The organism is Klebsiella sp. RC2 (assembly GCF_014192815.1).
GTDB lineage: Bacteria > Pseudomonadota > Gammaproteobacteria > Enterobacterales > Enterobacteriaceae > Klebsiella > Klebsiella variicola.
On the sequence record NZ_JACHYL010000002.1, the window covers coordinates 542,029 to 554,362 of the forward strand.

The following is a 12,334-nucleotide window of genomic DNA, read 5'->3' on the forward strand; positions in this document are numbered from 1 at the left end:
GCTAACCGCCTGAAGAAAGGCGATAAATGATTTTCGAGGATTAATATGGCTAAGCAGGATGAACAACGGCTATTGGTTAAGATTGCCACGCTTTACTATCTGGAAGGACGAAAGCAGTCTGATATCGCCCAACTTCTCTCGCTGTCTCAGTCATTTGTCTCCCGCGCCATTACCCGCTGCCAGAAAGAAGGCGTCGTCAAGATCAGCGTCGTTCAGCCGTCCAACATCTTTCTGAAGCTCGAAAAAGGGCTTGAGGATCGCTACGGCCTTAAGCAGGCGGTGGTGGTGGATACCGAGGAAGAGGCCAGCGATCATACCATCAAGCGGGCGATTGGCTCCGCTGCCGCCCACTATCTGGAAACCCGGCTGCGGCCAAAAGATCTGATTGGCGTCTCCTCGTGGAGCTCAACCATTCGCGCGATGGTCGATGAAGTTCATGCGCAAAACCTGAAAGCCAGCGGCGTGATCCAGCTGCTGGGCGGCGTCGGGCCAAACGGTAACGTGCAGGCGACGATTCTTACCCAGACCCTCGCCCAGCGCCTGAATTGCGACGCCTGGCTGCTGCCTTCACAGAGCATCGAGGGATCCATGGAGGAGCGCAACCGGCTGCTGGCCAGCAAAGATGTCGCTGACGTGGTGTCGCGCTTTGATGAAGTGGATATCGCCATCGTCGGCATCGGCATTCTCGAACCCTCCCAACTGCTGAAAACCTCCGGTAACTACTATCACGAAGATATGCTGCAGGTGCTGGCGGCGCGCGGCGCGGTGGGTGATATCTGCCTGCACTACTACGACAAAAACGGCCATCCGGTGTTACGCGATGATGAAGATCCGGTGATCGGTATGGCGCTGGAGAAGGTCAAAAAATGCCCGAACGTGGTCGCGCTGGCCGGCGGTACCGATAAAGTCGCGGCCATCAAAGGCGCCCTCACCGGCGGCTACATTGATGTTTTAATCACCGATTATCCTACCGCTCGCATGCTGGTTAGCGACTAACCTGCCGCGCTGCTTTTCCTCACTGCCGCCCTGACGTGCTTTTTTAGCTTCAGGGCTGGCTCTGTTAATGCATTTAAATTCAATCAGTTAATCAACCACTCCAGCCGCCAACTGCCGCTTTCGCCGATCGGCGAAATGTGATTGCCAGCACAATTGATGATTTTTCCGGTAGCCCGTCACCGGGTTTGTGGCTTAAGGTATCAAATAAATAATCACTATCGAATATATATTCAGTGATTAAAAAGATGATAACGAAATGTCACAACATGGCCTGCACAGACGCAGGAGACGGTGGGAGATATTCCTCGTCTTCGCGGTTCCAGGACACCGAGTGACCGAGGAGAGCACGATGCAGGCGACAGCAAAAGAGTTCATCATTGCCCTGGATGAAGGCACCACCAACGCCAAAGCGGTGGTGCTGGATAGCCGGGGCAAAGTTATCGTCAAATTCTCGCAGCCGCTGGCGATCCAAACGCCGCGCGACGGCTGGGTGGAGCAATCGGGCGAAGTGCTGGTTACCGCCTCGCTGGCGGTGATCGCCAGCGCGGTGGCCCACGTTGGCGCGGAAAACGTCGCCGCGCTGGCCATCAGCAACCAGCGGGAAACCGCCATCGGCTGGTATCGCGACAGCGGTGAACCGATTAACGCGGCGATCACCTGGCAATGCACCCGCAGCGCCGCGTTCTGCGACACACTGCGTCACGATCGCCAGGAACAGCACATTAAGCGTGCCACCGGCCTGCCAATCGCCCCGCTGTTCTCGGCCTCCAAAATGCGCTGGCTGCTGGATGCGACTGTCGATGGCCACCTGCGCGCCGAACGCGGTGAGATTTGCCTCGGCACCATCGACAGCTGGCTGCTGTGGAATCTGACCGCTGGAGAAGCCTTCTGCTGCGACTACTCCAATGCCGCCCGCACCCAGCTGCTGAACCTGCACCGCGGCGAGTGGGACGACGAGATGCTGGCGCTGTTCGGCATTCCGCGCGCGGCGTTGCCGGACATTAAACCGTCGAGCGGCCTCTTCGGCCATACCAGAGGACTGGCCGCCATTCCGGACGGTATTCCGATCATGGCGATGATCGGCGACTCCCACGCGGCACTGTTCGGCCACGCGCTCGGCGAGGCAGGCTGCGTCAAAGCCACCTACGGCACCGGCTCTTCGGTCATGGCCCCGGTCAAATCGGCGAAGTGCGATATCGACGCGCTGGCGACCACAGTCGCCTGGCACGATGGCGACCAGCTGGTGTGGGGCCTGGAAGGGAATATTCCTCACACCGGCGATGCCGTCGCCTGGATGGCGGACAGCACCGGCCTGAGCGAACTCTCTGCCGCCGAGCTGGCCCATGAGCTGAATACCCTCCCCGCCTCCGTCGACTCAACCCTCGGGGTCTACTTCGTGCCGGCGCTGACCGGTCTTGGCGCCCCCTGGTGGGACGACAGCGCCCGCGGCGTGATTTGCGGCCTGAGTCGCGGGGTGAAACGCGCGCATCTGATCCGTGCGGCGCTGGAGTCCATCACCTATCAGATAGCCGACGTGGTGGTGGCGATGCGTCAGCATGAGGAGTTCACCCTGACGGCGTTGATGGTGGACGGCGGGCCGACCAACAATGACTGGCTGATGCAATACCAGGCCGATCTGCTCGGCTGCCCGGTGATGCGCAGCGACGTGCCGGAGCTGTCCGCCATCGGCGCGGCGTTGCTGGCGCGCAAAGCGATCCATCCGGGGTCGACCGCCGATCTGCAGGCCTTCTTAACCGAACACAGCACCTTTCAGCCCGACATGGCCCGCCACCAGCGTTTACAAACGCGCTGGCAGGAGTGGCGCCATGCGGTCGACCGAACATTATGGAAACCGGACTCGCCAGCCTGACCGCCAGACTGCGCGACGACACGCATTCACTTATCACAGGAGAAACCCGGCCCATAACGATATCGCTATCCCCGAATACATCAGGGGAAATTTCAGACCGTAAAAGCCTGCCCGCTCAGGGGCTCATTTGTTCGAATATAAAAATACAGGAACAGAGTCATGAAATTACGTATAACCCTTTTAACCGCTGCTACCCTGACCGCCTTCTCCTTTGCCGCGCACGCCGCGGAGAAAGGCACCATTATGATCATGGTCAACTCGCTGGATAACCCGTATTACGCCTCGGAAGCCAAAGGCGCCAGCGAAAAAGCCCAGGCGCTCGGCTATAAAACTACCGTGCTGTCCCATGGCGAAGATGTCAAAAAGCAGAATGAGCTTATCGACACCGCGATTGGTAAAAAAGTGCAGGGCATTATTCTCGATAACGCTGATTCCACCGCCAGCGTCGCCGCCATTGAAAAAGCCAAAAAAGCCGGCATTCCGGTGGTCTTAATTAACCGCGAAATTCCGGTTGATGATGTGGCGCTGGAACAAATTACCCACAATAACTTCCAGGCCGGCTCTGAGGTCGCCAACGTCTTCGTGGAAAAAATGGCGGAGAAAGGCAAATACGCCGAGCTGACCTGCAACCTCGCCGATAATAACTGCGTCACCCGTTCTAAATCTTTCCATCAGGTCATTGACCAGTATCCGGATATGGTCAGCGTGGCGAAACAGGATGCCAAAGGCACCCTGATCGACGGCAAACGCATCATGGACAGCATCCTGCAGGCTCACCCCGACGTGAAAGGCGTCATCTGTGGCAACGGGCCGGTAGCCCTCGGCGCGATTGCGGCGCTGAAAGCAGCCAACCGTAGCGATGTGATCGTCGTCGGCATCGACGGCAGCAACGATGAGCGCGACGCCGTGAAAGCCGGCACCCTGCAGGCAACCGTGATGCTGCAGGCGCAGGCCATCGCCGCTCAGGGCGTCACCGATCTGGATAACTACCTGCAAAAAGGCGAGAAGCCGGCGAAGCAGCGCGTGATGTTCCGCGGCATTCTGATTACCCAGGATAACGCCGATAAAGTCCAGGATTTCAACATTAAGTCCTGAGTTCGGGTGGTTGCGCCCCTGCGGGGGCGCAGAGGAGAGCATTATGTTTAAGAAAACCTGTCTGACGCTGGCCGTACTGGCGCTAGGGGGCTGTCGCATCGTCTCGCAGCAGGAGCTGGCAGACCTGAAATCCCCGCCCAACCCGCATATGGCGAATATGGATAAAACCTGGCAGCAGAGCATCGTACCGCAGGTGGTGACGAAAGCGCGTCCGGCGGCGGAACTGATGAGCGCGCTCAAGGCGGCAAAAGACATTGATAGCGCCTGTAAAACCCTCGGCTACCGTGCGCAGGATGAAAACCCCTGCATCTTCTACGTCAAGGTTTCAGGCACCGTCAGCAAACTCGATACCGCCTCGCGCAGCGGCAAAATGACCCTGTCCGACGCCAGCGTCGGCAAGGTGACGGTGCAGATTGGCCCTACCCTGCGCGGCACCCAGCTGCGCGACGGCTACAGCGGCGCCAGCTATCAGGACTTTAATGACCAGGTGCTGTTCGGCGAGTACAGCAAGAATATCAACAGTCAGGCGGTCAAAATGATTCAGACAGCCAACGTCAAAACCGGCGACAGCGTGGAGGTGTACGGCGTCTTCTCGGCCTGGGATATTCCGCAAACTCTCCCGGAAATTACCCCGGCGAAAATCATTCATGCGGGGGGACAATAATATGGCGCCGCACGATCTCGTCGCTCCCCAGCCCGTTGAGTCCGAAGTGATTATCGAAACCCGCGGCCTGTCGCGCGTCTATCCCGGCGTGACCGCCCTGGATAATGTCAATTACCGGGTCTATCGAAATAAGGTCAACGTGCTGATCGGAGAAAATGGTGCGGGTAAATCCACCATGATGAAAATGCTTGCCGGTGTGGAAACGCCCTCTTCCGGGCAAATTATTCTTGATGGCGAAGCGGTTTCATTACAGTCGACGCATCAGGCAGAAAAACTGGGCATCAGTATTATTTTTCAGGAACTGAATTTATTCCCCAATATGAATGTGATGGACAACATCTTCATGGCGAATGAATTCTTTCAGAAAGGACGCATTAACGAAAAATACCAGTACGCGCTGGCCAAATCGCTGCTGGAACGGCTGGAGCTGGATGTCGATCCTTATGCTCCGCTGGGTGAACTCGGTATCGGCCACCAGCAGTTAGTCGAGATTGCCCGCGCCCTGTCGAAAGACACCCGGGTGCTGATCATGGACGAACCCACCTCGGCGCTGAGCCAGTCTGAGGTCAAAGTGCTGTTCAAGGTGATCGCGCAGCTTAAACGCCGCGGCGTGACCATCATCTATATCTCGCATCGCCTCGAAGAGCTGATGGAGATTGGAGACAACATCACCATTTTCCGCGACGGTCGTTTTATCAGCGAGCGTCACGTCAGCGACGCCAGCGTTCCGTGGATCATCGAGCAGATGGTCGGTGATAAGAAAAAACACTTTGATTATCAACCGGCGCCGAAAGGCGACGCAGTGCTTGACGTCAAAGGGCTGACCGCGCTGCATCCGAGCGGCGGCTACAAACTTAATGACGTCACCTTCACCCTCAGCAAAGGCGAAGTGATCGGTATTTACGGCCTGCTGGGCGCCGGGCGCACCGAGCTGTTTAAAGGTCTGGTCGGCTTGATGCCCTGCCAGCGCGGCGAGGTGCATCTTAAGGGCGAAAGCATCGGCAAATCTCGCTTTCAACAGCGCCTGAAAAAGGGGCTGGCGCTGGTGCCGGAGGACCGTCAGGGCGAAGGCGTGGTGCAGATGATGTCGATTCAGGCCAACATGACGCTCTCTGATTTCAGCCTGCAGGGGTTCCGCCGCGCCTGGCGCTGGTTGAATCCGCAGAAAGAAGAGTCCTGCGTGAAAGAGATGATCCAGCAGCTGGCGATCAAGGTCAGCGACGCCACATTGCCCATCACCTCGCTGAGCGGCGGCAATCAACAAAAAGTGGTGCTGGGTAAAGCGCTGATGACCCAGCCGCAGGTGGTGTTCCTCGACGAACCGACGCGCGGCATCGACGTCGGCGCGAAAACCGACGTCTATCACCTGATCGGCAAAATGGCCCAGCAGGGGCTGGCGGTGATGTTCTCATCTTCGGAACTGGATGAGGTGATGGCCCTTGCCGACCGCATCCTGGTGATGGCCGATGGCCGCATTACCGCCGATCTACCGCGTCACGCGGTGACCCGCGAACAGTTAATCGCGGCTTCAACACCTCAAGATTAATCAGGCTGGAATCCATCATGAACCAGAAATATATGATTTATATGTACCTGCTGAAGGCCCGCACCTTTATCGCCCTCCTGCTGGTGATCGCGTTCTTCAGCGTGATGGTACCCAACTTCCTGACCGCCTCTAACCTGCTGATCATGACCCAGCACGTGGCGATCACCGGCCTGCTGGCCATCGGCATGACGCTGGTCATTCTCACCGGCGGCATTGACCTGTCCGTCGGCGCGGTGGCGGGGATCTGCGGCATGGTGGCGGGTGCGCTGCTGACCAACGGCCTGCCGCTGTGGAACGGCGATATCCTCTTCTTTAATGTCCCGGAGGTGATCCTCTGCGTGGCGATCTTCGGTGTGCTGGTCGGTCTGGTCAACGGCGCGGTGATCACCCGCTTCGGCGTGGCGCCGTTTATCTGCACCTTAGGCATGATGTACGTCGCCCGCGGCTCCGCGCTGCTGTTTAACGACGGGAGCACCTACCCGAATCTCAACGGCATGGAAGCGCTGGGCAACACCGGTTTCGCCACCCTCGGCTCCGGCACCCTGCTCGGCGTCTATCTGCCGATCTGGCTGATGATCGGCTTCCTCGTGCTGGGCTACTGGCTGACCACCAAAACGCCGCTTGGCCGCTACATCTACGCCATCGGCGGCAATGAGTCTGCCGCCCGCCTCGCCGGCGTGCCGATCGTGAAAGCGAAAATATTCGTCTATGCCTTCTCCGGCCTGTGCGCGGCGTTTGTCGGCCTGATCGTCGCATCACAGCTGCAAACCGCGCACCCGATGACCGGCAACATGTTTGAGATGGACGCCATCGGCGCCACCGTGCTCGGCGGCACTGCGCTGGCCGGCGGCCGCGGCCGGGTAACCGGGTCCATTATCGGCGCCTTCGTCATCGTCTTCCTTGCCGACGGCATGGTGATGATGGGCGTTAGCGACTTCTGGCAGATGGTGATTAAAGGCGTGGTGATCGTCACCGCTGTGGTCGTCGACCAGTTCCAGCAGAAGCTGCAGAGCAAGGTCATCCTGATGCGCCGCCACGAGGAGAAACTGGCCGCCATCCCCCCCAACGGCGCCACCTCCAGCTAACCGGCAACGATTCACATCTTCCGCCGGGCCTGGTGCCCGGCTCAGCGAAAGGGAAAAAATATGCAACGAGATTTCCAGAACAAAACGGTGGTGATCACCGGCGCCTGCCGCGGCATCGGCGCAGGTATTGCGGAGCGCTTTGCCCGCGACGGCGCGAATCTGGTGATGGTCTCCAACGCCGAGCGCGTTCACGAGACCGCCGAAACCCTGCGTCAGCGCTATCAGGCGGATATTTTATCGCTGCAGGTCGATGTCACCGATGAAGCCCAGGTTCAGGGGCTATATGAGCAGGCCGCCGCGCGCTTCGGCACCATTGACGTCTCCATTCAGAACGCCGGGGTGATCACCATCGATTACTACGACCGGATGCCAAAAGCCGATTTCGAAAAAGTGCTGGCGGTCAACACCACCGGCGTGTGGCTGTGCTGCCGCGAGGCGGCCAAATATATGGTGAAACAGAATCACGGCAGCCTGATCAATACCTCTTCCGGCCAGGGGCGACAGGGCTTTATCTACACGCCGCATTATGCCGCCAGCAAAATGGGCGTGATCGGCATTACCCAAAGCCTGGCTCACGAGCTGGCGCCGTGGAATATCACCGTCAACGCCTTCTGCCCGGGCATTATTGAAAGCGAAATGTGGGATTACAACGATCGCGTGTGGGGCGAAATTCTCAGCACCGAGCAGAAGCGCTACGGCAAGGGCGAACTGATGGCCGAGTGGGTCGAGGGCATTCCGATGAAACGCGCCGGTAAACCGGAAGACGTGGCCGGGCTGGTGGCCTTCCTCGCCTCCGACGACGCGCGCTATCTCACCGGGCAGACCATCAATATCGATGGCGGTTTGATTATGTCGTAATCCCCCGCGGGTTAGCGGGCCCCATCGCCCGAATAAGGCGTCCCGCATTGGCGCCACCACGCCGGGACGGCCCCCCGGTGGCGCTTCGCTTACCGGGGCTACGTAACACCGCCGAAAGGTTGCCCGGATAAGGCGCGGCGCGCCGCCATTCGGGAAACAGGGCTCCCGACGTTCGACACTATATTGAAGAGAGTAAACATTATGATCGGTAAAGATTTTGCACAGCAGCTGTTTAACCTGCAGGGGCGCGTCGCCTTCGTCACCGGCGCCGGCAGCGGTATCGGCCAGACCATCGCCTGCAGCCTCGCCAGCGCGGGTGCGCGGGTAGTCTGTTTTGATCTTCGCGACGACGGCGGGCTGGCGGAAACGGTCAGCCATATTGAATCCATCGGCGGTCAGGCTTGTTCTTATACCGGCGATGTCCGCCAGATTGCCGACCTGCGCGCCGCCGTCGCGCTGGCCAAAAACCGCTTTGGCCGCCTCGACATCGCCGTCAACGCCGCCGGGATCGCCAACGCCAATCCGGCGCTGGAGATGAAGAGCGAGCAATGGCAGCGGGTGATCGATATCAATCTCACCGGCGTATGGAACTCCTGCAAAGCGGAAGCGGAACTGATGCTGGAGTCCGGCGGCGGGTCGATTATCAATATCGCCTCGATGTCGGGGATTATCGTTAACCGCGGCCTCGACCAGGCACATTACAACTGCTCCAAAGCCGGCGTGATCCATCTGTCGAAAAGCCTGGCGATGGAGTGGGTGGGCAAAGGGATCCGCGTCAATTCCATCAGCCCGGGATATACCGCCACGCCGATGAATACCCGTCCGGAGATGGTGCACCAGACCCGCGAGTTTGAAAGCCAGACGCCGATGCAGCGAATGGCGAAGGTGGAAGAGATGGCCGGCCCGGCGCTGTTCCTCGCCAGCGACGCCGCCTCGTTCTGCACCGGCGTAGACCTGGTGGTCGACGGCGGGTTTGTCTGCTGGTAATCCTCTCCTGCTTCAGGGCGCCACGCTGCGGCGCCCCTCTCCATCCCTGCCGTTAAACCAGCGGATACTGTTGAAATACCGGCAGCGCCTCTCCCTTCTCCGCCAGCGCGCGGATATGAGGAAACGCCGCTGCCGACACCACCGCCGGGATCATCAACTGGATAAAGGACCAGACCACCGTGCTGGTGACCAGCACCTGATCCGGCTGCGCGGCGGCGGCGCGGTCTGCCAGCCGGGCGTCCCATTCCCGACAGGCGGCGAGCAGTTGGCCGGTCACCCGGGCTATCCACGGCTGATGCTGCTTCTCTTCCGGCCGCAAACGGTGCTCATAAACATGCTGGACCGCTTTTTCACTGGCGGCGAGGATCACCCCCAGCAGGTGCAGATCGCGGGCCAGCGCCTCGGGATGCGCGGGAAGCAGCCGGCGCCCGGTGGGATTGGTCGTTTCGAAATAGTGGAGGATCAGGGTGGAGTCCATCAGTTGCGTCCCGTTATCGAGCACCACCGTCGGCGCCTTGACCACCGGATTAATACGGGAAAATTCGTCAAAGCCGCTAAAGACCGAGAGCGGCAGACTCTCGAATTCCACGCCATAGAGCGCCAGAGAAACCGCCACGCGTCTTACATAAGGTGAATCCATCATACCAATGAGTTTCATCGTCACTCCTGCCTGCGATAAAGGGGTTGCGGCTTTACCTTACTGGAAAACCGAGGCCGCGAATATCACGGGATACTTACCGAAATGGTTAGTCAAACTAACAGATTGGCGATTCGCGGTAGCCCTCCAGTTCCCCTTGTGCTATACCGACTGAGGCAGCATTTGGCTCCTTTTCAGCCTGTTTGCAGCGGCTTTAAAAGCCGCTAACCCGGTAGTAACGTTAACGTATCGACTCACTGACAGAGAAACCACCATGGCAGATTTTCCCCCTGTCGCCAGCCTGCGCAGCTTTGAGGCGGTGGCGCGCCTCGGCAGCGTGACGCAGGCCGCCCACGAGTTGAGCGTGACCCATTCGGCGGTCAGCCAGCACATCAAACAGCTGGAAGCCCTGGTCGGCGTCACGCTCTTTATCCGCCACGGCCGCGGGGTGCGCATCACGGAAGAAGGACGGCTCTATGCCCTGCAAATCCGCGAGGCGTTACAGCACATCGCCGACGCCACGCGCATGGTGCAGATCAAACCCCGCACCCTGGAAGTGACCCTGGCGACGCTCCCCTCCTTTGGCTGCCACTGGCTGCTGCCGCGGCTGGCGCGCTTTCAGGCGCGGCATCCGCAGATCGCGGTGCGCCTGCTGACCAGCCTGGCGGTGGTTAACCTGCAACAGGAGGGTATTGATCTGGCCATTCGCATGGGGCAAGGCGACTGGGAGGGGATGGAAAGCCGGCATCTGTTTGCCGATGAACAACTGGTGGTGGCCGCGCCGCACTATCGCAGCGGCGACCTGCCGACCACCCCGCAGGCGATCGCCGCCAGCGATATTATTTTTTCCATGGAGTCCTGGCATGCCTGGTGCAGCCAGGCGGGACTGGAAAAGCCGATCGTCCCCGCGGGCCTGCGTCTGAACGACTCCAATCTGGTGCTGGAGGCGGTCCGCCTGGGGGCCGGCGTAGCGCTGGAGCGGCGCTCGCTGGTGGCGGGGGCGATAGCCCGCGGCGAGCTTGTGCAGCTCACCGCCGTCACCGTCCCCTACCCCTGGCACTACTGGCTAACCGTCTCCCCGCAGGCGGAGAACCGGCCGGAAGTCGCCCGGTTCATCGCCTGGCTGGGGGAGGAGATCGCCCTCTGGCGCCAGCAAATCAGCGCTTAGCCTTCGGCCGAAGGCGGCAGGCCCGTCCGGGCGGCGTGCTCCTGGGAGAGACGCCAGAAATCGTGCCCGGCGGGATACTGATAAAGTCGCAGGGAAAACTGTCCGGCCACCGCGGTAATGTACTCAAATATCGCCGACTGGGTGTTTTCGTAGTCTTTCCACAGCGTCGAGGAGGTGAAGCAGTAAATCTCCAGCGGGATGCCCGACGGCGACGGTTTCAGCGTTCTCGCCACAATGTACATCTCCTTAATAATATCCGGTCGCTCGGCGAGATAGTGCATCAGATAGTGGCGAAACAGGGTCAGGTTGGTCAGCCCGTTATCGACAAACCAGCGGTCGGCCACGCCGCCGGGATCCCGGCCATCAAGTAGCGTGCCCAAAGGCTCACTCACCCCGCGGATGGTCAGCATCGAGGAGAGCATCTCCTGGTCGAGAAAACGCACCGAGTGCTGATCGATGGCGATACTGCGCATGATCCGCCGCGCCCCGGAGGAGAACATCGCCTGCCAGTTGGTATAGGTCTCGGTGAGGAAATTCTTCGTCGGGATGCGGGAGATCGTATTGTCCCAGTTGCGGATGGTAATGGTGTGCAGCGCGATGTCCGTCACTTCACCGCTGAGGTTCTTGTCAGGCATTTCAATCCAGTCCCCCAGCTGGAGAACGTCGTTAGACGACAACTGAACGTTCGCCACCAGCGACAGCAGGGTATGCTGGAACACGATCATCAGCACCGCCGCCACGGCCCCCAGACTGGAGATAATAATGATCGGCGATTTGTTCGACATCACGGCGAGGATCATAATCGCCGCCAGGATGTGAACTAAGATTTTGCCTATCTGGATATAGCCCTTAATGGAATGATTTTTACGTTTGGTCTTTCGCAGATAAGAGCTGTTGACAATATCCAGCATCTCGTTGAAAAACACCGACATAAAAATAAAAAACAAGATCCCGCAGATGGTATTAATCGCCGTCACCAGCGATGCCGGCATCGCCGGCATAAACTGCAGGACGTAATAGACGATAATAACCGGAATGAAATTGGACAGTTTTTCGGCGATGCGTCGATCCTTCTCCAGCGGCACATCCTGTTTGTGGCTACTAAAGAAGACCTTACGCACCACTTTAATCAGCAAGAACTTGCATAAAAGATGGGCAAATATGCCGGAGACCAGCAGCAGAATAAGATTAAACCCCACCGCCAGCGCCGGATTACTCTCAATAAACGTCAGTAGATGATTCACATACGCCATGCTTTATCGCCTGAATAACTATGCCATTTCGCTGACTGCTTTATCACAAGGGCATATATTTGGAAAATAAATCAATCCGCATCATGGCATATCGCTTAGCGTAACGTCCATGCGCGCACCGCTTCTAATCATTCACAGAAAATATGTCAGAGTTTGCATTAATCATTCCCTACGC

Annotated in this window: 11 protein-coding genes; 9 read left to right on the forward strand and 2 right to left on the reverse strand. The window is 58.8% G+C overall.

What is annotated here, in order from left to right; translation table 11 throughout:
- Nucleotides 1–45 precede the first annotated feature (45 nt).
- From FHW76_RS07470 to FHW76_RS07505, 8 genes are all read left to right on the forward strand, one after another.
- The gene (locus FHW76_RS07470) at nucleotides 46–996 is read left to right on the forward strand and encodes a sugar-binding transcriptional regulator (protein WP_002893602.1); all 951 of its coding nucleotides are present in this window, start codon (nucleotides 46–48) and stop codon (nucleotides 994–996) included.
- Nucleotides 997–1,345: 349 nt separating this feature from the next.
- On the forward strand, nucleotides 1,346–2,866 hold the full coding sequence (locus FHW76_RS07475; protein ID WP_032732669.1) for an FGGY family carbohydrate kinase: 1,521 nt from the start codon (nucleotides 1,346–1,348) through the stop codon (nucleotides 2,864–2,866).
- 159 nt (nucleotides 2,867–3,025) lie between these two features.
- Nucleotides 3,026–3,961 (forward strand): D-ribose ABC transporter substrate-binding protein, encoded by a 936-nt coding sequence (locus tag FHW76_RS07480; protein ID WP_004176926.1) that lies wholly within the window; start codon nucleotides 3,026–3,028, stop codon nucleotides 3,959–3,961.
- 43 nt (nucleotides 3,962–4,004) lie between these two features.
- Nucleotides 4,005–4,625, forward strand: a complete 621-nt coding sequence (locus FHW76_RS07485) for a DUF2291 family protein (RefSeq protein WP_004176927.1) — start codon at nucleotides 4,005–4,007, stop codon at nucleotides 4,623–4,625.
- 1 nt (nucleotide 4,626) lies between these two features.
- Complete coding sequence (locus tag FHW76_RS07490; protein ID WP_183476512.1) at nucleotides 4,627–6,171, forward strand: sugar ABC transporter ATP-binding protein; 1,545 nt, start codon at nucleotides 4,627–4,629, stop codon at nucleotides 6,169–6,171.
- A gap of 17 nt (nucleotides 6,172–6,188) precedes the next feature.
- Nucleotides 6,189–7,256, forward strand: a complete 1,068-nt coding sequence (locus tag FHW76_RS07495) for an ABC transporter permease (protein ID WP_002893591.1) — start codon at nucleotides 6,189–6,191, stop codon at nucleotides 7,254–7,256.
- Between the two features lie 60 nt (nucleotides 7,257–7,316).
- Nucleotides 7,317–8,114, forward strand: coding sequence for an SDR family oxidoreductase (locus tag FHW76_RS07500; protein ID WP_002893589.1), 798 nt, complete (start codon nucleotides 7,317–7,319; stop codon nucleotides 8,112–8,114).
- Between the two features lie 201 nt (nucleotides 8,115–8,315).
- Nucleotides 8,316–9,101: an SDR family oxidoreductase gene (locus FHW76_RS07505; protein WP_012968735.1), complete on the forward strand. Its 786-nt coding sequence runs from the start codon at nucleotides 8,316–8,318 to the stop codon at nucleotides 9,099–9,101.
- 52 nt (nucleotides 9,102–9,153) lie between these two features.
- Here FHW76_RS07505 and FHW76_RS07510 read toward each other — a convergent pair whose 3' ends face one another.
- On the reverse strand, nucleotides 9,154–9,759 hold the full coding sequence (locus FHW76_RS07510; protein ID WP_023287352.1) for a glutathione S-transferase: 606 nt from the start codon (nucleotides 9,757–9,759) through the stop codon (nucleotides 9,154–9,156).
- A 253-nt stretch (nucleotides 9,760–10,012) separates the two neighbouring features.
- On the opposite strand from FHW76_RS07510, the gene FHW76_RS07515 reads away from it, so the two are divergent.
- Nucleotides 10,013–10,906: a LysR substrate-binding domain-containing protein gene (locus tag FHW76_RS07515; RefSeq protein ID WP_023322206.1), complete on the forward strand. Its 894-nt coding sequence runs from the start codon at nucleotides 10,013–10,015 to the stop codon at nucleotides 10,904–10,906.
- On the opposite strand, the gene FHW76_RS26390 is transcribed toward FHW76_RS07515, so the two are convergent.
- Entirely contained in the window at nucleotides 10,903–12,159 is a 1,257-nt protein-coding gene (locus FHW76_RS26390; RefSeq protein ID WP_008805566.1) for a mechanosensitive ion channel family protein, read from the reverse strand. The genes FHW76_RS07515 and FHW76_RS26390 overlap by 4 nt on opposite strands.
- Nucleotides 12,160–12,334 lie beyond the last annotated feature (175 nt).